Annotated in this window: 19 protein-coding genes; 9 read left to right on the top strand and 10 right to left on the bottom strand. The window is 66.6% G+C overall.

All coding sequences use genetic code 11. From position 1 onward, the window contains the following. Positions 1–26: 26 nt before the first annotated feature. The 4 genes from ACW178_RS12370 to ACW178_RS12355 all read left to right on the top strand — a co-directional run bounded on the left by ACW178_RS12370 (position 27) and on the right by ACW178_RS12355 (position 1,573). Entirely contained in the window at positions 27–338 is a 312-nt protein-coding gene (locus ACW178_RS12370; RefSeq protein ID WP_191554224.1) for a type II toxin-antitoxin system Phd/YefM family antitoxin, read from the top strand. After that, positions 335–757: a type II toxin-antitoxin system VapC family toxin gene (locus ACW178_RS12365; RefSeq protein WP_152950618.1), complete on the top strand. Its 423-nt coding sequence runs from the start codon at positions 335–337 to the stop codon at positions 755–757. Before ACW178_RS12370 ends, ACW178_RS12365 begins: the two co-directional genes overlap by 4 nt. Positions 758–832: 75 nt before the next feature. Beyond that, positions 833–1,252, top strand: a complete 420-nt coding sequence (gene ndk / locus ACW178_RS12360) for a nucleoside-diphosphate kinase (protein ID WP_054766137.1) — start codon at positions 833–835, stop codon at positions 1,250–1,252. Between the two features lie 120 nt (positions 1,253–1,372). Further along, positions 1,373–1,573, top strand: coding sequence for a YMGG-like glycine zipper-containing protein (locus ACW178_RS12355; protein WP_008260739.1), 201 nt, complete (start codon positions 1,373–1,375; stop codon positions 1,571–1,573). A gap of 77 nt (positions 1,574–1,650) precedes the next feature. Here ACW178_RS12355 and ACW178_RS12350 read toward each other — a convergent pair whose 3' ends face one another. After that, positions 1,651–3,717, bottom strand: a complete 2,067-nt coding sequence (locus tag ACW178_RS12350; RefSeq protein WP_492024616.1) for a M13 family metallopeptidase — start codon at positions 3,715–3,717, stop codon at positions 1,651–1,653. A gap of 169 nt (positions 3,718–3,886) precedes the next feature. After that, the gene (purN, locus tag ACW178_RS12345; protein WP_287103893.1) at positions 3,887–4,489 is read right to left on the bottom strand and encodes a phosphoribosylglycinamide formyltransferase; all 603 of its coding nucleotides are present in this window, start codon (positions 4,487–4,489) and stop codon (positions 3,887–3,889) included. 144 nt (positions 4,490–4,633) lie between these two features. Here purN and ACW178_RS12340 point away from each other — a divergent pair, with 144 nt between their 5' ends. Beyond that, positions 4,634–6,232, top strand: a complete 1,599-nt coding sequence (locus ACW178_RS12340; RefSeq protein ID WP_492024615.1) for a S10 family peptidase — start codon at positions 4,634–4,636, stop codon at positions 6,230–6,232. A gap of 68 nt (positions 6,233–6,300) precedes the next feature. On the opposite strand, the gene purM is transcribed toward ACW178_RS12340, so the two are convergent. Then, positions 6,301–7,338: a phosphoribosylformylglycinamidine cyclo-ligase gene (purM, locus tag ACW178_RS12335; RefSeq protein ID WP_152950614.1), complete on the bottom strand. Its 1,038-nt coding sequence runs from the start codon at positions 7,336–7,338 to the stop codon at positions 6,301–6,303. A 79-nt stretch (positions 7,339–7,417) separates the two neighbouring features. Here purM and rnd point away from each other — a divergent pair, with 79 nt between their 5' ends. Then, a complete protein-coding gene (rnd, locus tag ACW178_RS12330; protein WP_152950613.1) occupies positions 7,418–8,569 on the top strand; it encodes a ribonuclease D in 1,152 nt (383 codons plus the stop codon). 29 nt (positions 8,570–8,598) lie between these two features. Here rnd and ACW178_RS12325 read toward each other — a convergent pair whose 3' ends face one another. The 4 genes from ACW178_RS12325 to ACW178_RS12310 all read right to left on the bottom strand — a co-directional run bounded on the left by ACW178_RS12325 (position 8,599) and on the right by ACW178_RS12310 (position 13,466). Then, the gene (locus tag ACW178_RS12325) at positions 8,599–10,107 is read right to left on the bottom strand and encodes a Ppx/GppA phosphatase family protein (RefSeq protein ID WP_191558664.1); all 1,509 of its coding nucleotides are present in this window, start codon (positions 10,105–10,107) and stop codon (positions 8,599–8,601) included. Then, positions 10,107–12,323: an RNA degradosome polyphosphate kinase gene (locus tag ACW178_RS12320; RefSeq protein WP_492024614.1), complete on the bottom strand. Its 2,217-nt coding sequence runs from the start codon at positions 12,321–12,323 to the stop codon at positions 10,107–10,109. Before ACW178_RS12320 ends, ACW178_RS12325 begins: the two co-directional genes overlap by 1 nt. An 88-nt stretch (positions 12,324–12,411) precedes the next feature. Continuing rightward, positions 12,412–13,092 carry a P-loop NTPase family protein gene (locus ACW178_RS12315; RefSeq protein WP_191558666.1) on the bottom strand — a complete coding sequence of 227 codons (681 nt, stop codon included), beginning with the start codon at positions 13,090–13,092 and terminating at the stop codon, positions 12,412–12,414. An 86-nt stretch (positions 13,093–13,178) separates the two neighbouring features. Then, positions 13,179–13,466, bottom strand: a complete 288-nt coding sequence (locus tag ACW178_RS12310) for a YciI family protein (RefSeq protein ID WP_152950610.1) — start codon at positions 13,464–13,466, stop codon at positions 13,179–13,181. A 160-nt stretch (positions 13,467–13,626) separates the two neighbouring features. Between ACW178_RS12310 and aspS the strand changes: the two genes are divergently transcribed. Beyond that, the gene (gene aspS / locus ACW178_RS12305; RefSeq protein WP_492024613.1) at positions 13,627–15,459 is read left to right on the top strand and encodes an aspartate--tRNA ligase; all 1,833 of its coding nucleotides are present in this window, start codon (positions 13,627–13,629) and stop codon (positions 15,457–15,459) included. Between the two features lie 74 nt (positions 15,460–15,533). Here the strand turns inward: aspS and ACW178_RS12300 are convergent, their stop codons facing one another. The 3 genes from ACW178_RS12300 to ACW178_RS12290 form a co-directional block, all read right to left on the bottom strand. Further along, complete coding sequence (locus ACW178_RS12300; RefSeq protein ID WP_191558667.1) at positions 15,534–16,427, bottom strand: pentapeptide repeat-containing protein; 894 nt, start codon at positions 16,425–16,427, stop codon at positions 15,534–15,536. Between the two features lie 81 nt (positions 16,428–16,508). Then, a complete protein-coding gene (locus ACW178_RS12295) occupies positions 16,509–17,003 on the bottom strand; it encodes a pentapeptide repeat-containing protein (RefSeq protein ID WP_152950607.1) in 495 nt (164 codons plus the stop codon). Positions 17,004–17,059: 56 nt separating this feature from the next. Further along, positions 17,060–19,714 (bottom strand): TSCPD domain-containing protein, encoded by a 2,655-nt coding sequence (locus tag ACW178_RS12290; RefSeq protein WP_492024612.1) that lies wholly within the window; start codon positions 19,712–19,714, stop codon positions 17,060–17,062. Between the two features lie 305 nt (positions 19,715–20,019). On the opposite strand from ACW178_RS12290, the gene ACW178_RS12285 reads away from it, so the two are divergent. Both ACW178_RS12285 and ACW178_RS12280 read left to right on the top strand, forming a co-directional pair. Continuing rightward, entirely contained in the window at positions 20,020–21,105 is a 1,086-nt protein-coding gene (locus ACW178_RS12285; RefSeq protein ID WP_197273308.1) for a LacI family DNA-binding transcriptional regulator, read from the top strand. A gap of 28 nt (positions 21,106–21,133) precedes the next feature. Further along, the gene (locus tag ACW178_RS12280; protein ID WP_492024611.1) at positions 21,134–24,181 is read left to right on the top strand and encodes a TonB-dependent receptor; all 3,048 of its coding nucleotides are present in this window, start codon (positions 21,134–21,136) and stop codon (positions 24,179–24,181) included. The last annotated feature ends 42 nt before the right edge of the window (positions 24,182–24,223 follow it).

The raw sequence follows: 24,223 nt of genomic DNA, 5'->3' as shown, positions 1-24,223 counted from the left end.
GACTGGTCATCTCAATATGACCAGTCATGACGTATGACCATGTAGGCGGCGAGGTCGTCATAACGGCCACGGAGTTCAAGGCCAAGTGCCTGGACCTGCTGGATCGTGTGAACTCGGGCGAGATTCGTCGTGTTCGCATCACCAAGCGCGGCAAGGAAGTGGCGGTGGTAAGGTCTCCCGATCACCCAGCGGAGAAGCCGTGGGATCCCAACAGCATCTTCGGTGGTATGAAGGGCACGTTGATCATACCTGAAGGGCTGGACATCGACGGCCCGATCTACGACCCCGCCCTACACGGGGTATGTGATCCGGAGCGTGGCCTGTGGGATGAAGAATGAGCGGCGTGCTCCTGGACACGAACGCTTTCATCAGAATGGTTCTCGGAGCTTCGATCAGGCAAGAGGCGCGCGACGTCATCGCCAAGGCGGCGCAAGCCGACGATCTCTGGATTTCGTCGGTCTCGGCCTGGGAAATCGGCATGCTCGCGACCGCGACCCGAACGGGACGCCTTCTCCAGATCGCTGGAGATCCTGTCGTCTGGTTCGAAGCGGCGATGTCCAGCGCCACTGCGCAGGCTTTACCTCTTTCCGCGGCGGCGGCTTTGACCGCAGCAAGGCTGCCTGAACCGTTTCACAAGGATCCTGCTGACAGACTGCTCGTGTCGCAGGCGCGGGTAGACGATCTGCTCGTCGTCACCCGAGATCGCGCCATTCTGGACTATGCCGCCGCTGGCCACATCCGGGCCATCGCCTGCTGAAAGACGGCTTGGCGCGGGGGCGGGGCGTCGCTATAAGCCCGCGACCTCATTCTCCCTAACAAGAAGTCAATTCCCATGACCGAACGCACCTTCTCGATCATCAAGCCCGACGCCACGCGCCGCAACCTGACCGGCGCGATCAACGCCGTGATCGAAGGCGCCGGCCTGCGCATCGTGGCCCAGCGCCGCGTCAAGCTGACCACCGACCAGGCCAAGAAGTTCTACGAAGTCCACGCCGAGCGCCCGTTCTACGGCGAGCTGGTCGAGCAGATGACCGCCGAGCCGGTGGTCGTCCAGGTTCTGGAAGGCGAGAACGCCGTGGCCAAGTACCGTGAAGTCATGGGCGCCACCAACCCGGAACAGGCCGCCGAAGGCACGATCCGCAAGCAATTCGCCCTGTCGATCGGCGAGAACTCGGTCCACGGCTCGGACAGCCTGGACAACGCCAAGATCGAAATCGAGCAGTTCTTCACCGAAGACCAGATCGTCGGCTAAGCGCTCAAGCCGCGAGGGACCGCGTCCCGAGCGTAGCGCCAGAGACAGAGGCCCGCGTCCGGAACCGGACGCGGGCCTTTTCGTTGGGTCAACATCATCTCATCCCCCCGGAGAAGACCTATGAAAACTCTGCTGAAACTGACCCCCGTCATCGGCGCCGTGGCCCTGCTGGCCGCCTGCGGCCAGACCATGGAACAACGCGCCGCCACCGGCGCCCTGGGCGGCGCCGTCGCCGGTCAGGTGGTCGGCGGCAACACCGGCTCAACTGTCGCCGGCGCCGCCATCGGCGCCGTCGCCGGCGCCGCGACCACGCCGAAGTAAGGCTTTTCGCCTTCGGTTGAAAAAGAAAGGCCCGGAGCGACGCTCCGGGCCTTTTTCGTTCGGGCTTGTGCGACCGCTCACCAGATGCGGGCGCGGGCCTCGGGGGCGATGTATTCCTTCTGGTCAGGCGAGACGCCGAAGGCGGCGTACCAAGCGTCGATGTTGCGCGGCGAGGTGGCGGCGCGGACCGCGCCCGGCGAGTGTGGGTCGGTGGTCAGCTGTTCGCGCAGGGCCTCGGGCCGCGATTTCTCGCGCCAGACCTGGGCCCAGCCCAGGAACACCCGCTGGTCGCCGGTCAGGCCGTCGATCACCGGCGCCGGCTGGCCGTTCAGCGACTTGTGATAGGCGTCCAGAGCCAGCAGCAGGCCGCCCAGATCGGCGATGTTCTCGCCCATGGTCAGGTCGCCGTTCACGTGGACGCCGGGGATGGGCTCCAGCGAGTTGTAGATGTCGCCCAGCACCTTGGCGCGCGCCTCGAAGCGGGCGGCGTCTTCCGGCGTCCACCAGTCGCGCAGCACGCCGTCGCCGTCGGACTTGCGGCCCTGGTCGTCGAAGCCGTGGGTGATCTCATGGCCGATGACGGCGCCGATGCCGCCGTAGTTGACGGCCGGGTCCGCGTTCGGATCGAAGAAGGGCGCCTGCAGGATGGCGGCCGGGAAGACGATCTCGTTGCGCGGCGGGTTGTAATAGGCGTTCACCGTCTGGGGCGTCATGCCCCATTCCAGCGGATCGACCGGCTTGCCGATCTTGCCGCGCTGATACGCCCACTCGAAAGCGCTGGAGCGTTCGACATTGCCGTACAGGTCGCCGGGGGTCAGTTCGAGACCGTCATAAGACCGCCACTTGTCGGGGTAGCCGATCTTCACCCCGAACTTGGACATCTTGTAGAGGGCCTGTTCGCGGGTCGCCTCGCTCATCCAGTCCAGGGTCTTCAGCCGCTCGGTCATGGCCGCGCGGATGTTGTCGACCAGGGTCTCCATCTGAGCCTTGGATGAGGCGGGGAAGTGCAGACGGACATATTCCTGGGCCAGGACCTCGCCCAGCTGACCGTCGACCAGGGCTACGCCCCGGTTCCAGCGCGGCCGGTTCTCGGGCTGGCCGCGCAGGGTCTTGCCGCGGAATTCGAAGCGGGCGTCGACGAAGGCCTTGGACAGATAGGGGCTGGCCTGATCGACGATCTGGGTGGCCTCCCACGCCTTCAGGGTCTCGATCGGGGTGTCGGCGAAGACCTGGGCGATGCCGGGGATGGCCGTGTTCTCCATCAGCACCAGGGTGTCGAGGTTTCCGACCTGGGCGCCGTCGAGGAAGGCGGCCCAGTCGAAGCCGGGGGCCAGGGCGGCCAGGTCGGCGACCTTGCTGGGGTTGTAGAGCTTGTCGATCTGGCGACGCTCGACCGTGGTCCAGTGCTTCTCCGCGACCTTGGTCTCGAAGGCCAGGATGTCGGCGGCGGTCTTGGCCGGCTCGGTCCAGCCGATGGCGGTCAGGGTCTGGGTCAAATAGGCCAGATAGGCCTCGCGCTGGGCGGCGAAGTCCGGCTTCAGATAATAGTCGCGGTCGGGCAGGCCCAGGCCGCCCTGACCCAGATAGGCCGAGTTGATGTTCGGGTTCTGCAGATCCTCGAAGACCGCGACGCCGAACAGCGAGCCGCCGAAGCCCGAATGGCTGGCGCCCATCAGGCGGGCCATGGCGGCGTGGTCGGTCACAGCCTTCACGGCGGCCAGGTCGGCGGCCATGGGGGCCGCGCCCAGCTGTTCGACGCGGGCCTCGTCCATGAAGCTGGCGTAGAGGGCGCCGACCTTCTGGGCGTTGGCGTTGACCGGATTGGCGGCGCTGGCCTCGATGATCGCGCGCAGCTGGGCCTGGGCGTTTTCATAGAGGACGTCGAAAGGGCCGAACCGGGCCTTGTCGGCCGGGATCTCGGTGGTGCGGAGATAGGTTCCGTTAGCGTATTCGTTGAAGTTGTCGCCCGGCTTCACCGACGTGTTGCGACCGGCGAGGTCGAAGCCCCATTCCCCGAAAGCACCGGCGCCGAGGGGGGCGGGGGCGCCGTGCGCGCCGTGCGCGTGGTCCTGGGCCGAGGCGCCGCCGGTCAGGGCGACCACGATACAGGCCGAACAGGCGGCCATCAGGCGGATACGTTGCATGGAGAGACAGTCCTGATTGGAATCGGCCGCACCTTTGCGCCGGTCTGGCGTAGTGTCCCATGAAGTTTTCGTAATCTTGGGACGGAAGAACTGTCGAGGAGGGGACCGCACACCCTTGGCTCCCTCATCCAGGCCTCGTGCCTAGGATGACGGGTTTAGGCAGAGGGTTTCAGTCCCGCACCAGGCCCTGGCAGAAGTTCCTCAGCACCTGCGGATACAGCCTGTGCTCCGCCGTCTTGACCCGTTCGGCCAGGGCGGCGGGCGTGTCGCCGTCGATGATCCGCACGCGGGCCTGGCCCAGGACCGGGCCTTCATCCACGCCCTCGGTGACCAGATGCACGGTGCAACCGGCCTCGGCGTCGCCGGCGGCGAGGGCGCGGGCGTGGGTGTCCAGGCCCGGATAGAGGGGCAGGAGGCTGGGGTGGATGTTCAGCATCCGACCCTCCCAAGCCCGCACCAGCCAGGGGGTCAGGATGCGCATATAGCCGGCCAGGGCGACCACCTCGACGCCGGCCGCGCGCAGGGCTGCATCCACCGCCCGCTCATGCGCCTCGCGGTCCTTGCCGAACGGCTTGTGAGGGATGGACAGGGTCTGGACCCCCTTGGCCGCAGCGACGGCCAGGCCGCCGGCGTCCTCGATGTTCGAAATCACCAAGGCGACGTCATAGCCGCTGTCGGCAGTCTGACCTGCGTCGATCAGGGCGGCCATATTGGAGCCGGTTCCCGAGATCAGGACGGCGACACGGACGGGAGAAGCGGCTTGGGACGACATGGCCGCCCCCATGGCGGGGCGGGCGACGCTTGGCAAGGTTCAAACACGATCGGCTCTTGTTGTTCGTCGTGTTCGGACGTTACTGTATAACGCCGCTCGTTCGACGAGGGGTCTTAAGGGCCGGCGCGTACAGGGGATTATCGCATGAAGAGACTGATCTGCCTTGCGGCCATGGCCGCGATGCTGGGCGCGCCCGTAGCGGCCTTCGCCCAGGAGAGCGGTTCGAGCGGCAACGGCGGCGGCGCGATGCGCTCGGCGAGCGACCGATTCCGCAACGCCAACGCCGAGGCCATCGAGAAAGACTGGGCGCGCGCGCCGGTCGAGGAGACCGAGGTCACGACGGCCCATTCGGTCAACGCCCACGGCAAGACCCTGCGGTATCACGCGACGGCGGGCACGCTGACGATCCGCGACGACGCGGGCATGCCGACCGCCAGCCTGTTCTACACCTCCTATACGCTGGACGGTCAGCCGGTCGGGACGCGGCCGGTGACCTATCTGTACAACGGCGGGCCGGGCTCGCCGACGGTGTGGCTGCACATGGGCTCGTTCGGACCGATGCGGGTCCAGACCGACGAGCCGACGGTGGTGCGCCCGGCGCCCTTCGCCTTCGGCCCCAATGACATGACCCTGCTGGACCAGACGGATCTGGTCTTCATCGACATGGTGGGCGCGGGCTTCTCGCGGCCTATGGGCGAAACGTCCGGTTCGGCCTTCTGGGGCGTGGACCAGGACGCCGACGCCTTCGCCCGCGCCATCATGCGCTACACGACCAAGTTCAGCCGTTGGTCGAGCCCGAAATACATTATCGGCGAGTCCTACGGCACCCTGCGGACCGGCGCCGTGGCCTTCCAGCTGGAAGACCGGGGCATGTCCCTGAACGGGGTGGTGCTGCTGTCCTCGATCATGAACTACGGCGTGCGCCAGCCCGGCTATCCGCAGAATTTCGTCACCCTGCTGCCGACCTATTCGGCGACGGCCTGGTATCATCACAAGCTGGCCCATCCGGCGGCGACGGTGGAGGAACAGGTTCAGCGGGCGCGCGACTTCGCGCTCGGGCCCTACGCCTCGGCCCTGGCCAAGGGGCATATGATCTCAGACGCCGAACGGGCCGAGATCGTGCGTCAGATGAGCGAACTGACCGGCCTGTCGCCCACCTTCATCGACAACGCCAATATGCGGGTGGAGCTGAGCAGTTTCCGCAAGGAGCTGCTGCGCGACCGACGCCAGACCATCGGGCGGCTGGACACCCGCTATCTGGGCCTGGACGACGACGCCTCCGGCGACGAGCCCGAGGACGATCCGTCCAGCTCGGCCGTGACGGGGGCCTATTTCGGCGTCTTCCGCGACTATGTGGCCAATGAGCTGAACTACAAGACCGACGTCGAATACCGGATGTCGGCGCGGGGCCTGCCGGGCTTCAACTGGAACTGGAGCCACCGTCCGCCGGTCGGCGGGCCGCAGACGACGCCGAACACGGCGGTCGACCTGGCCACGGCGATGCGGCGCAATCCCTATCTGAAGGTGATGTCGCTGAACGGTTACTACGACGCCGCGACGCCCTTCTTCTCGACCGAGTTCGACCTGGCCCAGATGATGCTGGAGCCGAACCTGAGGCCGAACCTGGAGTTCACTTACTATGAGGGCGGGCACATGATGTACCTGAGCCACGAGGCCCTGGTGAAGCTCCACGCCGACCTGTCGCGCTTCTACAGCGAAACGGCGAACGGCGGGGCGCGCTGATACGCAAAAGGGCCGGAGGCGTCGCCGCCTCCTGCCCTTGTTTCATTCGAAATCGGCGGGTCGAAGGATCAGGCCGCTTCCAGCTGTCCGCAGACGAAGGCGACCTCGCCCGCGTTGAGCAGGGCGGCCAGCACCGGCTCGGCGTTCTCGGGCGAGACGATCAGGATGAAGCCGACGCCGCAGTTGAAGGTGCGGCGCATCTCGTGGTCGCTGATGCCGCCGGCCTCGGCCAGCCACTGGAAGACCTGGGGCATGGGCCAGGCGTCCCAGTCGAACGAGGCTTTCAGCCCCTCGGCGATGCACCGCGGCGGGTTTTCGATCAGGCCGCCGCCGGTGATGTGGGCCGCGCCCTTGACCAGGCCCGCCTTCATCAGCGGCAGGACCGGCTTCACATAGATGCGGGTCGGCTCCATCAGGGCCTGGGCCAAGGAGCGGTCCTTGGCGAAGGGGGCGTCGTCGCCCCAGGCCAGGCCGGACTTCTCGACCACCTTGCGGACCAGCGAATAGCCGTTCGAGTGCGGACCGGTGGAGCCCAGGCCGATGATGATGTCGCCGGCGGTCTGACGGTCTAGATAGGGCAGGGCGTGGCCGCGCTCGACCGCGCCCAGGCTAAAGCCGGCCAGGTCATAGTCGCCCTCGGTGTACATGCCGGGCATTTCCGCCGTCTCGCCGCCCACCAGGGCGCAGCCCGCCTGGCGGCAGCCCTCGGCGATGCCGGCGACCACGCGGCGGGCGGCGTCGATCTCCAGGCGGCCGGTGGCGTAATAGTCGAGGAACAGCAGCGGCTCGGCGCCCTGGGCCAGGAGGTCGTTGACGCACATGGCGACCAGGTCGACGCCCACGCCGTCATGACGCCCGGTTTCGATGGCGATCTTCAGCTTGGTGCCCACGCCGTCGGTGGTGGTGACGATCAGCGGGTCCTCAAACCCGGCGGCCTTCAGGTCGAACAGGGCCCCGAATCCGCCCAGCGAGGGCTCGGAACCGGGCCGCGCCGTGGACTTGGCCAGGGGCTTGATATGTTCGACCAACATCTCGCCTGCGTCGATGTCCACGCCGGCGTCGGCGTAGGTCAGGCCGTTTTCGAGAGGTTTTTGGGTGTCGCTCATGGGTCTCGGGCCTGGAATCGGGGCGGAAATGCAGCGCGGCTCTTGCCACAGGTGGGTTGCGGGGGGCTATAGCATCGGAATGACGCCGATCACCACCAATGAGGCGCTGGCCGATTTCTGCGCCCGCCTCGCCGCCGCCCCGTTCATCACGGTCGACACCGAGTTCATGCGGGAAACGACCTACTGGCCCAGGCTGTGCCTGATCCAGGCCGCGTCCGCCGATCACGCCGGCATCATCGATCCGATGGCGGAAGGCCTGGACCTGGAGCCCTTCCTGGATCTGCTGCGCGACCCGAAGATCATCAAGGTCTTCCACGCCTGTCGACAGGACGTAGAAATCTTCGTGCGCCTAGGCGCCATGCCCAAGCCGATGTTCGACACCCAGGTGGCGGCCATGGCGGCCGGGTTCGGCGAACAGGTCGCCTATGATTCCCTGGTGCGGCAGATGCTGCGCGTCGAACTGGACAAGGGCAGCCGCTTCACCGACTGGGCGCGACGCCCCCTGTCGGACAGCCAACTGGTCTACGCCCTGGGCGACGTGACCCATCTGGCGGCCCTGTATCCGAAGCTGCGCGACCGGCTGAAGAAGGAAGGTCGGCTGGACTGGGTGATGGCGGAGATGGAGAGCCTGGTCGATCCGGCCCTTTACGACACCAATCCCGAGAACGCCTGGAAGCGGCTGAAGCCCAAGAAATTCTCGGCCAAATATCTGGCGGCCTTCAAGGCCGTGGCCGTCTGGCGCGAGCGGGCGGCCCAGGAGCGCGACCAGCCGCGCGGCCGCATCCTCAAGGACGAGGGGATCGACGAGGTCGCGCAACAGGCGCCGACCGACCCCGACGCCTTCAACCGGCTGCGCTCGGTGCCCAAGGGGTTCGGCGGATCGCGGTTGGGGCTGGAACTGGCCGAGGAGCTGAAACGCGTTCTGGCCGATCCGGAATCCCATGCGCCCGAGATGGAGCGCCCTGCCCATCGCCAGCCGGCGCCTCCGTCGGTGGTCGAGCTGCTTAAGGTGCTGCTGAAGGCCAAGAGCGACAACGCCGGCGTCGCGCCCAAGCTGATCGCCACGGTTTCCGACCTTGAGAAGATCGCCGTTACGGACGACGCCGACGTGGATGCGCTGAAGGGCTGGCGGCGTCAGATCTTCGGCGAGGACGCGCTGAAGCTGAAACGGGGCGAGATCGCCCTGGTGCTGAGCGGCGCCCGGGTCGAGGTGGTCGAGATCGAAGGCTAGAGGCCGGGGCTCGACGCGCCGTCGATCCTCTAGCTCTGGATCTTCAGGCCCAGGTCCATCGCCTCGGCCAGAGCCTTGGCGCGTTTGCGCGTCTGTTCGCCCAGCAGAACGTCGGCATAACCTTCCGTCGCCGTCAGCCGAAGCTCTCCGCCCTTCACACGCGCCGTGGCGTTGGCGAGAAGTTGCGGCGAGCGGCCGGACAGATCGCAGGCCAGGCGGATGGCCAGCCCCAGGGCGCGGGCGCGTCTGGCGGCGACGGCGTCCAGCAGCCGGTCGATGACCTCGGGCTGGGGCGTGGCTGCACCGCCGCCGTAGCGGGCGTTCAGGGCGCTGGCCAGAAAGGCGCGTTCGTCGTGGCTGATCCCCGCCACGGGCGCGCGCAGCACCTGGTCGAACACCAGTTCCAAGCGGTGATCCGGGTGCAGCCGCGCGCCCAGGTCCGCCAGACGGCAGGCGGCGGCGACCAGCACGTCGTCACGCTTGGCGCCGAAGACGGAGGGAAGCGCCGCGACGATCTCGGCGATCCATCCCTTCAGAGCGCCCGGCAGGGCGGGCGCCACCCCTTGACGGCCGCCCAGGGCCGCACAGCCGGCAAGAAGAGGATCAGCCGTCCGAGTGGCCTTGTCCAGGGTTTCGAACAGGAGGCCCTCACGCACGCCCCAGGCCGACATTTCAATGTGTTTGAGGCCCAGATGATTGATCAACCCCTCCAGCACCAGTCCGGCGTAGGGCAGGGTTTCTGCGCGGGTTTTCGAGACGCCGGGCAGTTTGGCCAGGCTGACGGCGGATTGTCGGGACACCAGCCGCGCGGTCTCCAACGCCTCGTTCGCCGACATCTGATATTGATGCACCACCTTCAGCGGATAGGATTTCAGCCCCATGTGAACCTGGGCCAGGGTGCGCCAAGCGCCGCCGACGGCGTAGAGCCGGTCCGTTCGGAACCGTGAAGCGACCGGCTTCAGCTTCTGGTCGATGCGGCCCCTGATCCGTTCAGCGTCAAAACCGCTTCCCTCGGCCAGGGCGAAGGGCCCGAGCGGCAGGGTCAGGCCCTGTCCTCGAGTCCATTTCAGAGCCTTCAGACCCTTCAACTGAGTCAGCTCCAGGCTGGAGCCGCCCATGTCGGCCGAAACGCCCTGGGCCGTCGGGGCGCCCGCCAACACGCCCATGGCGGCGTACTTCGCCTCTTCCTCGCCGCTCAATACGCGGATGTTCAGCCCGGTCTCCGCCGCCACCCTCTGGCAGAAGTCAGGCCCGTCTTCGGCTTCTCGCACCGCAGCTGTGGCGGCGATCAGGGTCGCGTCCGGGCGCACGCCTTCCAGGACGGCGGCGAAGCGGCGAAGCGCCGTCAGGGCCATGGCGACCCCCTCGGGCGACAGCCGGCCCGTCGCGGGCAGATCGCGGCCCAGGCCCGCCAAGACCTTTTCATTGAACACCGTCCAAACGGCGCGGCCTTCCAGATGGTACAGGACCAGGCGAACCGAGTTGGAGCCGATGTCGATGGCGGCGATGTCGCGGCCGGCTGGGGCGATGTCACCCATCAACGGCCGGGGCGCTCGTAGCGGAGGACGGCCGGCAAGGTCTTCACCTTGCGCCCGCGGCCCGACAGGCTGGGATTGGTCATGAAGTAATCATGGGCGGAGAAGGGGCGTTCCGGATCGGCGGGGGAAACGCGCGTATAGCGTCCTTCGGCGTCCAAGACCCAGCTCTGCGCATCATCCTTCAGATTGGCGACCATGATTTGATCCAGCACCTGATCATGGACGGTGGCGTTGAGGATGGGGGTCATCACCTCGACCCGCCGGTTCAGGTTCCGGGTCATCCAGTCGGCTGACGAGATGAAGACCTTGGCCTTGTCGTGCGGCAGATCCTTGCCGTTGGCGAAACAGACGATCCGGCTGTGTTCCAGGAAGCGGCCGACGATGGATTTGACCCGGATGTTCTCCGACAGGCCCGGCACCCCGGGGCGCAGGCAGCAGATGCCGCGCACCACCAGGTCGATTCGCACGCCCCATTGGCTGGCCCGGTACAGGGCGTCGATGATCTCGGGATCGACCAGGGCGTTCAGCTTCACCCAGATGGCCGCCGGCTTGCCCATGGCGGCGGCCGACATCTCCTTGCCGATCAGTTCGATCAGCTTGGCCTTCATGTTGAGCGGGGAGACGATCAACGCCTCCAACTCGTCCGGGGTGGCGTAGCCGGTGATGTAGTTGAACACCCGGCTGGCGTCGCGCGCCAGAGCCGGATCACAGCTGAAAAGGGACAGGTCGGTGTAAACCTTGGCCGTGACCGGGTGATAGTTGCCGGTGCCGTAGTGGCAATAGGTTCGCAGGCCGTCCCCTTCACGTCGCACCACGACGCTCAGCTTGGCGTGGGTCTTGTATTCGACAAAGCCGAAGACGACGTGGACGCCGGCCCGCTCCATCGCTCGCGCCCAGCGCAGGTTGGCTTCTTCGTCGAAACGGGCCTTCAGCTCGACCAGGGCGGTGACGTTCTTGCCGTTCTCGGCCGCCTCGATCAGGGCGGCGACGATGGGGCTGTCCTTGGAGGTGCGGTACAGGGTCTGTTTGATGGCGATGACGTTCGGGTCACGCGCCGCCTGACGCAGGAACTGCACCACCACGTCGAAGCTCTCGAACGGGTGGTGAATCAGCATGTCCTTTTCTCGGACGGCGGCGAAGATGTCGCCCCCATTGTCCCGAACCCGTTCCGGATAGCGGGGCTCATAGCCCTTGAACTTCAGATCGGGATGGCCGCCGGGTATCAGGTCCGACAGCTGAGCCAGGCCCAGCATGCCGTCCACCAGCACCACGTCCTGGGGCGTCGCCTCCAACTCGCCGATGATGAAGTCGCGCAGATCGGCGGGCATGGAGGCCTCGATCTTTACGCGCACCACCGAGCCGAGGCGCCGCTGCTTCAAGGCCTCCTCGAACTCCAGCACCAGGTCTTCAGCCTCTTCCTCGATCTCGATGTCGCTGTCGCGGATCAGACGGAGCAGGCCCTTTTCCAGGACCTCACAGCCGGGGAAGAGGTGGTTGATGAACAGCAGAAGCACGTTCTCGAGGGTGATGAACCGCTTGCGACCCGGCGCCGAGCGACCGTCTGTCGGCAACTCCCAGAAGCGGCGCACCTGGGTCGGCACCGGCACCAGGGCGTAGAAGGTCTTGGTCTCGCCCTTGCGCTTCAGCTTCAGCGCCAGGGAAAAGCCGAGGTTGGGCAGGAAGGGGAAGGGGTGGGCCGGATCAATGGCGAGAGGCGTCAGAACGGCGAACAGCTGGTTCAGGAACTCGGGCTCCAGCCGCTCCCTTTCGGTCTTGGTCAGGCGGTTGCGATCGACCACCTCGATCCCCGCCGCAGCCAACTCCTTCTTCAGCTGACGCCAGCGGACCTGTTGTTCGGCCATCAACTGGCCCGCTGCGATATTGATGCGCTCCAGCTGTTCGGCCGGGGTCAGACCGTCCGCGGACAGGATTCTGCGTCGCTCGCGCAACTGGCCCTTCAGGCCTGCGACGCGCGTCATGAAGAACTCGTCGAGATTGTTCGCCGAGATCGAGACGAACCGCAGCCGCTCCAGCAGCGGATGGTTCGGATTGGCCGCCTCTTCCAACACGCGCTCGTTGAAGGCCAGCCAGGAAATCTCGCGATTGAAGAAGCGCGACGGCGAGATCATCAGATCTTCGTTCAGGGCCAGCTGAGGCGCGCGGGAGGCTGGAACTTCCTCGCCCCGGGTGTCGTCTTGAATCGCAGCGTCGGTCATGCGCCGGTTGTCGCGCGCGACTGTGACGGCCGCAAGCGGACGAGCCGGAAATTTGCAGGGGCGGGTAAGATCGTAGGGAGGGGGCGCTTCAGGCGGCGTCTGCGTCGCCGAGCTGGTCCAGAACCTCGCGGGCCAGGGGGCGGGTCACCGGGCGATGCAGGGCGTCCAGCCGATCCACCACCTGCACGGCCATGTCCGCTGAACGGTCCAGGCGTCGCACCAGATAGTCGATGACGTCGTCTGCGGGGGCGATGCTGCGCTCTGCGAAGCGGGCGCGAAGAATGGCCGACAGCACCTTATCATCCGGCGCCTCGACGGCCACGGCCCGCACCGCATCCAGACGCGAGCGCAGGTCGGGCAGGGCTGCTCGCCATTGCCGCGGGGCCGCCCGATCCACCAGCAGAAGGGCGCCGCCGGAGACGTTCGCCAGATTGATCAGATGAAACAGGCTTTCATCATCCGCATCAGAGGCCGAATCCAGCAGGACGGGGCGGCCTTCCAGCTCCAGGGGGTCGATCAGAGCCGCTTCCACGCCGTGCAGGGGCAGGGCGCCGACCCGTTCGGCCCAGTCGGCGGCCAAACGGCTCTTGCCGGCTCCCGCCGGTCCATAGAGCGCCAGGACAGAACCCACGCCGTCCGGCCAGGCCGCCAGCACCCGCGCGGCCTCGGCGTTGCTGTCTGAGACCACGAAGGCGTCGCCTACGGGGCGTTCCAGCGGCAGACGCAGCTGTTCGGCGGGCTTTGGGCTCAGGGCGCTCGGCGCGGACATGGTTCTGTCATAGCAGAGGCCCGGTCGGCCTGTGTCAGAGCGGGCCTGTTGGTAATGGGGAGGGACGTTAGACCCTGTGGAGCGTTTCAGGCGAAATCGGCCAGGGCGGGGTTCAGCTTGCCCGCCTTGAACTCGGTCACCTTGTAATCGGCCAGGCCGTGGACCTGGAAAGGATCGTCCTTCAGCAAGGTTTCCAGCGCCTCCTTCGTTCCGCCGCCACGGACGACCAGAATGCCGCCGGTGCGAGGAACCATCGGGCCGGCGGCGAGGATCAGGCCGCTGGCGACGTGTTGGTCCAGCCAGGCGCGGTGCTCGACCGTCTTTTGCTCAATGGCCTCGATCGGCTGGGTATAGGTGATGGTGACGATGAACATGGGCGCCTTCAGCTTTGACTGGAACCGCTATTGCGCGCCGCAGCGGGGTTTGCAACGGCTGAAACCTTGACTTTCCGGGGCGATGATGCGCCCTACGCCGCTTCGATTTCAGGCGCCGAAGGCGTCAGATTCCACCGCCAGATTTCCAGACGGTCTGTTCATGCACGCCTACCGCTCCCATACCTGCGGCGCCCTGCGCGCCTCCGACGCCGGTTCCGCCGTCCGCCTGTCCGGCTGGGTTCACCGGAAGCGCGACCACGGCGGCCTGCTGTTCATCGACCTGCGGGATCACTACGGCCTGACCCAACTGGTGCTGCACCCCGAGACGCCCGGCTTCGCGGCCGTCGAGCGCCTGCGCGCCGAGAGCGTGATCAAGGTGGACGGCGAAGTGATCGCCCGCGACGCCGCCGTGGTGAACCCCAATCTGCCGACCGGCGAGATCGAGGTGCGGGTCCAGGGCGTCGAAGTCCTGTCGGAAGCCGCCGAACTGCCGCTGCCGGTCTTCGGCGAGCCGGAGTATCCTGAGGAGATCCGTCTCAAGCACCGCTACCTCGATCTGCGCCGGGAGACCCTGCACAAGAACATCGTGCTGCGCTCGCGCGTGATCCAGTCGATCCGCAACCGCATGTTCGACCAGGGCTTCCTGGAATACCAGACGCCGATCCTGACGGCCTCGTCGCCCGAGGGCGCGCGCGACTTCCTGGTGCCCAGCCGCCTGCACCCCGAGAAGTTCTACGCCCTGCCGCAGGCCCCCCAGCAGTTCAAACAGCTGCTGATGGTCTCGGGCTTCGACCGCTATTTCCAGATCGCGCCCTGCTTCCGCGATGAAGACCTGCGCGCCGACCGGTCGCTGGAGTTCTACCAGCTCGACGTCGAGATGAGCTTCGTGACCCAGGAAGACGTCTTCGCCGCCATCGAACCCGTCATGCACGGCGTCTTCGAAGAGTTCGGCGAGGGCAAGCCGGTCTCGCCCATCGACCAGACCCACACCTTCACCAACGACTTCGGTCAGAGCTTCGAACACAAGGGCTTCGAACGCCTGACCTACGCCCAGTCGATGGCCTGGTACGGCTCCGACAAGCCGGATCTGCGCAACCCGATCAAGATGCAGGTCGTGTCCGACCACTTCCGCGACGGCGGTTTCGGCCTTTTCGCCAAGATCCTGGGCGCCGACGAGAAGAACGCCGTCTGGGCCATTCCGGCGCCGACCGGCGGCAGCCGCGCCTTCTGCGATCGCATGAACTCGTGGGCGCAGGGCGAGGGCCAGCCGGGTCTGGGCTATATCTTCTGGTCCGACGACCAGGGCGCCTGGGGCGGCCCCATCGCCAAGAACCTGGGCCAGGAGCCGACCGAGGCCCTGATGCAGTCCCTGGGCCTGGGCCAGGGCGACGCCGCCTTCTTCGTCGCCGGCCTGCCGTCGACCTTCGCCAAATTCGCCGGTCTTGCCCGCACCCGCGTGGGGACGGAGCTGAAGCTGGTGGACGAGAACCAGTTCAAATTCTGCTGGATCGTCGACTTCCCCATGTTCGAATGGTCGGAAGAAGAGAAGAAGGTCGACTTCAGCCACAACCCCTTCTCCATGCCTCAGGGCGGGCTGGAGGCCCTGGAGGCCCAGGATCCGCTGACCATCCGCGCCTATCAGTACGACATCGTCTGCAACGGCTATGAGCTGTGCTCGGGCGCGATCCGGAACCACAAGGCCGAGATCATGCTGAAGGCCTTCGAAATCGCGGGCTACGACGCCTCGGTGGTCGAAGAGCAGTTCGGCGGCATGCTGAACGCCTTCCGCTTCGGCGCCCCGCCGCACGGCGGCCTGGCGCCCGGCATCGACCGGATCGTCATGCTGCTGGCCGGTCAGCAGGCCATCCGCGAGGTAATCGCCTTCCCGCTGAACCAGCAGGGCGAGGACCTGCTGATGAGCGCCCCGGCCCCGGTGCAGGAGCGCCAGCTGAAGGAGCTGCACATCCGCACGGCCCCGCCGATCAAGGTCTGATCGGCCTGACTGAACGAAAGAAAGGGCGCGCCGAAAGGCGCGCCCTTTTCGATTCGACCGCATTCAGCAGGGCGTCAGCGCTCTGCAGTCACGAAGTTGCGGACGCGCGGCGGCGCGGGCGGCGTCGGCGGCGCGGGAACGGCGCGGATGACGCGGATTGCGCCGCGGCAGGCCTGGGCCGTCAGCCGGCCGGGAAGGCGGGTCGATCCATCGCCGCAGGCTTCCCGCACCTGATCCTGGGTCAGATTGCGCGCGCCGGACAAATCTGTGCCTCGAATATCGGTGCGCCGCAGGGAGGCGTCTTTGAAGTCGGCCCGGCTAAAGACACCGCCGGTCAGCCGCGCGCCGTCCAGGCTGGAATCCCGGAAGGAGGCGCCGGTGAAATCCCCGTTGGTCAGGTTGGAGGCGTTGATCTCAGCATCGCTGAAATCCGCCCCGGCGGCGCGGACATTGGCCAGGGTCGCGCCGAACAGCTCGCTGCCCGAAAAGTCGGCCTCGATCAGGGTGGCGCCGTTGAAATTGACGCCGTGCAACTCGCCTCCGGAAAGGTTGGCGCGGGACAGGTTGGCGCGCACGAAGGAGGCGCCCTGGGCCTCTGCTCCGGTCAGGACGGCGTTGGTGAAGCTGGTTGAGGTGAAATTGGCGCCGACGATCTGGACGCCGCTGAGATTGGCGCGGCTGAAATCACTGCCGGTGAAGTTCGACCCCACCATTTCCGCGCCGCGAAGATTGGCGCCGACCAGGGTGGCGTTCATGAAGCTGGCGCCGGTGAAGGTCGCACCGGAAAGATTGCGCCCCGACAGCTCGCAGCGATTGCAGGAGCCGCCGAGCGAGACCGACCGGGCCACGTCGCGATCTTGCAACGTCATCTCGACGCCGGCGAAGGCGGACGGCGCCAGCAGAAGGCCGCTCGCCGCAGCCAGGGCGGGCAAAAGGGCCGAAAGGGTGGGGCGGATGATCTGTTTCACACCGCCTGAATGCCCTGAAACCGTGACGGGACCTACTTAAATCGAGGTAATTTCGTTAAATGCCGGCAAGATTGGCGGCCTTCAGCAGGCCGGAATACGCAGCCCGTGAGGCAGGACGGTGGAGCCGTCGCCGCAGGCTCGGTTGAGCTGGCTCTGCGTCAGACCGGAGGCGCGCGACAGATCGGCGCCGGAGAGATTGGTTCCCTGGAGCGTGGCCCCCGCGAAGTTCGCCCCTTGCAGATAGGCGCCGACGAAACTGGCGTTGGTCAGGTCCGCGCCTGAAAAGCTGGAACCGGAAAAGACCCCGCCATAGGCCTCCACGTCGCGCAGATCGGCGTTGGAGAAGCGGGTGCGGTTCATCACGCTCAGGCTCAGGTCCGCCTGGCGCAGACGGGATCGCGACAGATTCAGACCCCGCGCCTCAAGCCCGGAAAAGTCGCCCTGAAACAGGTTGCAGCCCGCGCAGGACGCGCCCCGACGCACCGAGGCGATCTGACCGGCGTTCTGGGCCGAGGCGGGGACGGCCAGGGTCGCGAGAAGGACGGCGGCGAGGGATAGGGCGGTCAGGCGGGACATGGGGTCGCTCCGGCGAAGGCGTCGCATTGATCCAAGCCTAGGGTCGACCCGTTAACTTAGCCCTGATCCCCGCCTTGCAAGGCCGGCGCCGCGCCGCAGGTGTCGCAGGTCCAGCCGGCGCCGCGTTGTTGCAGGCTGAAGTCCCCGCAGGAGGGACAGGCCGCCGCCTCCGCCTCGCCGCCCGGCCGGGGCTCCGTCTCCAGCTTGCGGCCGAAGGGCACGACGACCAGATTGTCCGGCGCCGAGCCGCGCGCGAACCCCTTGGATATAAAGCGTGCGGCGGGCACGGCCTCGCCGTCCTTGGGCTTTCCATCGCCCAGTTCGCCCCAGTTTTGGCCCTCGGCCTGGGTGTGATCCGCCTGGGCGTTGGCCAGTTCCTGGCGGCTCAGATAGGAGACGCCCAGTTCGCGGAAGATGTAGTCGAGGATCGAGGTCGCCGAACGGATGGAATCATTGCCGGTGACCCGTCCCGCCGGCTCGAAGCGGGTGAAGACGAAGGCGTCCACGAACTCGTCCAGCGGCACGCCGTATTGGAGGCCGATGGAGATGGCGATGGCGAAGTTGTTCATCAGGCTGCGGAAGGCGGCGCCTTCCTTGTGCATGTCGATGAAGATCTCGCCCAGTTCGCCGTCTTCATATTCTCCGGTGTGGATATAGACCTTGTGGCCGCCAACGGCCGCCTTCTGGATATAGCCCTTGCGACGGTCGGGCAGTTTGCGGCGGGCGCGTTCGCGTTCCACCACCCGTTCGACGATCCTTTCCTTGGGGGCGGGTGCGGCGGCGGCGGTCTGGGGCGCGGCTTCGAAGCGCGGCGCCGGGTCGGTCTTGGGCAGGGTCAGCAGAGGGCCGGGGGGAGGTGCGGCGCGGTTCAGCCGGATGGCGCGCCGTCCGTAATCCGCCGCCTGGCTGAGCGTGCGCGCGGCCTGGGCGGCGGTGGCGCGCCAGTCGAGGGTTTCAAGGGCGATGTCCGGGGCGTCGCTGAAGGGTTCGAGCGCCAGACGCAGGCGACCCTCGAAGCCGGCGGGATCGGCGAGAAGGGCTGCGAGGTCGGTCGGCGCGCCCTCCCAATCCCTCAGATGACCATGGCCGAACACCCATTGAGCCGCAGCGGCCTCAGCCTCTTCGGGCACCCCCAGCAGGTTCAACAAGGGGCCGTCGCCGTCTTCCAGTCCCAGAACGTCGCGGATGAAGCCGGGGTCGAGGACGGGTGCGGTGAAGACGGCGTCGAAGCTTTCCGCAGCACCCAGAGCCTGTTCCACGGCGGCCAGTTCCACATCGGTGAAGCCGAAGGCGCGAAGCGCGGAATGATCCACGCCAGGCGCCTCGACCAGGGTGCGTCGGCCGAACAGGCGACGCTCGGCCGCCTGGACGTCCCCTCCGCTGCGGACCAGGGCGGCGGCCAGGGCCGGGGCCAGGCGGCGACCGATTCCACCGTCTGCGGTCTCGAATAGATCGACGACGGCGGGCGCGCCCCGGCCGAGACGCAGGCGGGCCTCGGCGTCATCGACGAACAGACCCAAGGCGATGTGGCGGCGGGGACCGGACGTCCGATCCAGAATCTCGATCGCCTGGGCGGCGAGGGGGAAGGAATTGGCGGACAGCCGGTCGCGGCGCGCCTTTTCGACGTCGATGATTTGGGCCTTCAAACCCTCCCACTCGCCACAGGGACTGCGCAGCCGCGCCAGCTCGACCGAGGTTTGGGCTGCGACCGACGCCGTCAGGGCGCCCAAGGCCTCGGCGCGGGCGGCGGGATCGCCGTCGAGCGGCGCCAGGGCGTCCAAAAGCCCCTCCAGTCCCAGGGCGAGCACGGCGTCGTCCGATTGGAGGTCCAGGGCCGTCACCCACAGACGAACCAGATCGGGCAGAAGATCGAACGTTCCATCGCTAAGGGCCGCGACCGCAGCCAGGTCGATCAGCACCCGATTGGCGGCGGGTTCGGCCAGAACCTCAGCGTCCCTCGGGTCGAAGGCGACGACCAGGCCGCCGTCCAGGGCGGCCTCTGCAGCGGCCAGAACTTCAGGGGAGCCGGCGGCGGTCTGGGTCCGATCGGCCAGGACCACCAGCTGGGCGCCGTCCGCCAAGGGGCGAAGCGTCAGGCTGGGACGCTCACCGTCGACGGCGCGCAGGATGTCGGCGTCGGTCGCCCCGCGGCCCCGGGCTGCGGCGGCGGCGCGGCCCAGCGCGGGATTTCGCATCGGGTCGGCGCAATCCCCCCGGGCCCCCTCGCAACGATCGACCGCGTCGGCGACGGCGCAGAGGGCGTCGGTCAGGGCCTCCGCTGATTGTCGCGCCAGCCGCTGGGTCGTCCGATCGGCCCTGTGGGCGAAAAGCCGGGCGGCGGCGGATGGATCGGCGAGGTCGACGACGCCGGCCGTTGCCGCGTGTCCCACCGGGGTCGCCAGGCCGAGCTGCATCGTAGCCGCCAGCTCCGCCGCAAAGGCGCCCGCCGCCTTGGTGTCGGCAAAGACGCCCTCGGCCAATCCCTTGGCCGCCAAACGCCCAGCCCAGGCGTCCGGCGCGCCGTTCAGCCAGCCGCCTGCGACGGACGGCGGGGGCGAGAGCGAATCGCCCCAGTCCAGCCAGGCTTCGATCCGGGCGTCGGACCAGCCGGCGGGCGCCAGAACCTCCTGGACCAGGAAGGGGCGCTCTATGGCGCGGGTCTCCATCGCGACTCGCACGGCGCGAGCGACGAAGCCGGATTGAAAGCGCATAAACCGCATCTCCCCTTAGAGCTGGCGCCAGATTACGGTGTCGCGACGGCCCGCGCTACTAGATGTAGTCGTTATCAACCGCTGAATTCGCGGTGGATCATGCCGCCCGTCCCCAGGGCTCGCACCCAGGGGCGGTGGCGGCCGAAGCCTGGACGGGAACACCCGTCGGGGGAGGAGAAATCGAGAAGGGGCGACATCTCGCCGCTTGCGGTGACTGAGCCTCCTGTGTCATGTAACCGATTACATTTGCTATCGACGGACCTTCGATAAGTGGGCCGGCACGATGAACGCTCAGAGAGGAAACCGTGGACGTCTCCACCCCGTCAGCCGTTAACGGACATGCGCCGGCCGCCAAGGCCGCCACGATCCGTGACGTGGCGGAGCGGGCTCAGGTGTCCGTGGCCTCGGTGTCGCGCGTGCTGAACGGCTCTGACGCCATCACGGAATCGACCCGGCGTCGGGTGCTCGATGCGGTCGAATATCTTCGGTATGTGCCCCACGTCGGCGCCCGCAGCTTGTCGACCAGCCGGACCGACACGATCGGCGTCATCCTGCCTGATCTCTACGGCGAGTTCTTCTCCGAGCTGATCCGCGGCATGGATTTGGCCGCGCGCGCCCACGGCAAACATCTGATCGTATCCAGCTCCCACGGCGATACCGAGGAGACCTTGGCCGCTCTGCGATCGATGCGCGGTCGGGTCGATGGAATGATCGTCCTGTCGCCCCATCTGCGCGCCGCCAACCTGGCCGCCGACGTGGCGGGCCGCATGCCGGTGGTGTTGATGAACGGCGGCCTGGACGAGGCGGGCCGCCCCTCCATCGCGATCGACAATCACGGGGCGGCCGTCACGGCGGTCGAGCATCTGCGCGCGACGGGCCGGCGCCGCATCGCCCACATTCGGGGCGCGGCCGGAAACCTGGAGGCGGACATCCGCGCCGAAGGCTACGCCAGCGCCCTGGTCGACCAAGAACCGATCATCGTCGAGGGCGATTTCACCCAGGCGGCCGGGCATCGCGCCGCCACCCGGTTGCTGGCTCTGGACCAGCGCCCCGACGCGGTGTTCGCGGCCAACGACATGATGGCCCTGGGCGCCATGCTGGCCTTCCAGGAGGCGGGCGTGCGCTGCCCTGAGGACGTGGCCGTGATCGGATTCGACGACGTGCCGCTGGCGGCCCTGGTCCGGCCGACCCTGACCACGTTGAGAGTGAATATTGCGGAAATGGGCCGAAGGGGCGTGGAGCGCCTGATCGGCCTGGTCCAGGCCGGCCCGAACGGGGCGCCGGATTCCGCCTGCGAAATCGTTCGGCCGCTCCTGGTCGAACGACAATCCACCGCGGCGGCTGAAACCGCCGGGTCGACCACCGTCAATCCAACCGCACAGCCGTTGTGAAACGGGCCCATCAGGAGGGGAAAACAGGATGAGAAAGTTCAATACACGCAGCACCGCCTTGGCGGCCGCGTCGGCTCTGGCCATCGCGGCCGGTTTCGCTGGGGCGGCCAGCGCCCAAAACGCAACGACTACGCTCCGCGGCGCCGTTTACGACGGCTCGACCGCTGAAGCCGGCGCGCAAGTCACAGCCACGGAAGTGGCGACCGGCTATGTGGCGCGCGCCCGCGTCGGCGCCGACGGCCGCTACGTCTTTTCCGGTCTCCGTCCCGGCACTTATCGCGTTCAAGTGACCAGCGCGGACGGCCAGACGGCTGAAGAAACCGTCACCCTGGCCCTGGGCCAGGTCGGCACGCTGAATCTGGACGTCGCCGCCGCTTCGACCGCGCCTGCGACCAGCGGCGCGACCGAACTGGGCGACATCGTCGTGACCGGCCGTCGCGTGTTTGAAGTCCGCACACCGGAAGTCGCCACCAATGTGACCCAGCAGCAGATCAACAACCTGCCGCAGATCAGCCGCAACTTCCTGAACTTCGCCGCCCTGGCCCCCGGCTTGCGTGTTCGCGAAGACGATACGGAGCGGACCATTTCGGCCGGTGGTCAGACGGCTCAGGCCATCAACGTCTTCATCGACGGTCAGAACCGAAAGTCCCTGATCAACGACGGCGGCGTGGCTGGTCAGGACGACAGCCGCGGCACCCCTTTCCCGCAGGGCGCGGTTCAGGAGTTCCGCGTCATCAGCCAAAACTTCAAGGCTGAGTATGAACAGGCCGGTTCGGCCATCATTACGGCCGTGACCCGCTCTGGCACGAACGAGTTCCACGGTGACGCCTTCGTCTTCTATCAGGATCCCGACTGGATCGCTCAGGATGAGATTTCGGAACGTCGTGGAGCCGAGAAGGCGCCACTGAAGCGACTGCAATACGGCGCCAGCCTGGGTGGCCCGATCATCCAGGATCGTCTGCACTTCTTCGGCGCCTACGAGCGCAAGGATGAGGACCGGATTTCGCAGTCCTTCCTGAACCGCACGGAATACAATGACTTCTTCGCCGCCGATCTGGGCACAACCTCGACGCCGTATGAACAGGACATCTTCTTCGGCAAGCTGTCGTGGCAGATCAACGACCGGCAGCGTCTGGAACTCAGCGCCGAGTACAAGACCGAAGAGGATATCCGTGGGGCCAGCGGCCAGAACGCCCCCAGCCGCGCGGCGCGCAACAGCGGTGAGAACAAGGCGTTCAACCTGCGTCACCAATACCAGGGCGATCGCTTCCTGAATGAGTTCGCGATCGATTACCTGCAGTCCAGCTATGAGCAGTCGGTGATCAACGGCGGCGACTACGGCCGCCGGTATGTCATCTTCCGGGACAACGTCCCGAACGACCCCGCTATCCCGAGCACCCTTGGCTTCCAGTACAACATCAACAACCGCGATTCGACGATCTTCACGGCGGGCGGCCGGGCGGACGCTCAGTTCCTGGAGCAGAAGAGCACCACGATCCGCAACGATCTGACCATCCCCGACCTGTCATGGATGGGCACGCACACCATCAAGATGGGTGCGAAGTATTCGATGCAGAACTATTTCGTGCAGAAGGACTTCGGGCGCAATCCGACCTTCACCTACGACATCGAGGCGCGTCCTGAGATCAACGGAAGCCGGACGATTCCCGTCGCGGTGGACCTCGGCGTGGCGGTTCCGCCCGCAGACGCCGACAACAATGTCATCGGCCTGTACATCCAGGACGACTGGCAGATCACCGACAAGCTGGAACTGAACCTAGGCATCCGGTGGGACTACGAAGACAACGCGGTCAACAACGACTACCGCACGCCGGACTCCATCCGGAACATGCTGGCCGCAATCCAGAACCTGCCGAATTACGATTTCCCGTCCTACTTCAACCCGGCGGATTATATCTCCGACGGTAACCGTCCCGCGTTCAAGGAAGCATTCCAGCCGCGTTTCGGCTTCTCCTATGACGTTTTCGGCGACGAGCGGACGGTGCTGTTCGGCGGCGCCGGCCGGTACTATGACCGCATCGGTTTCAACTTCGCGTTCGACGAGCGCTTCAAGCCGTTCCAGTACAATAAGACCATCTACTTCACTGTTGACGGCCGTCCCATTCAGACGGGCGGCAGCGCCGCAAGCCCGATCTTTTCGCCGACCGTCGCTTGGAACCCGGCCTATCTGACCCCTGCCGGTCTGGATCCTCTGCTGGCGGCGTCTCCCGGCGCTGGCGAAGTCTTCCTGGTGAAGAACAACTTCGAACCGCCGCGCACCGATCAGTTCAACATCGGCGTTCGTCAGAAGTTCGGTCAGTGGCAGACAGCCCTGACCTTCGCCGCCGGTCACACCGAGGGTGAATCGGCCTGGTACGTCGCCAACGCCCTGAACGAGACCGGCGGTCGCTTCAGCGGCCCCACGCCAGGGTCGGTGGGCTTCACGCAGTTCCGGAACTCCATCTTCTTCCAGAACACCGACAAGGAGCGCGACTACAAGGCGATCTACTTCACCGCCGACAAGCCTTATAACGCTCAGGACAACTGGGGCTTCAACCTGGCGTATACCTATATGGATGCGACCCAGAACGGCAGCCGTGACAATGGCTACGCGGCCTTCGACTTCGACTATAATGTCCCGGCTCTGTCGCCGACGTACCGGTCGGCTACGGACGAAAGGCACCGTATCGTGGCGTCCGGGACTCTGGGGCTGCCTGCGGACTTCCTGCTCTCAGGCATTGTGACGCTGGGCTCGGGGCTGCCGTACAATATCAGTAACTGCCCGGATGCGCCCGCCGGCGGCCCCAACATCTGTTGGAACGCTGGGGAGCCGGAGAAGCGCGCCTTCCTGCCGGGCCTGAACTTCGCCTACCGTCAGGTCGATCTGCGTCTGACCAAGGGCTTCGACGTGTTCGGCGGACAGCGCGTGGAGTTCATCGCGGACGCCATCAACCTGTTCAACTTCACGAACTACAGCTCCTTCGAAAACAGCTACACCAACCCGCGTTTCGGCGCCGGCACCGGAGTTTTCATGCCGACCCGCAGCTTCCAGGTTGGTCTGCGCTACTCCTTCTAACCACCCTGAGCCTGGGCCGCCTTCCGCTTGCGCGGAAGGCGG

This window comes from Brevundimonas sp. AVps4 (assembly GCF_058681525.1).
This window is presented reverse-complemented; position numbering and strand designations above follow the sequence as displayed.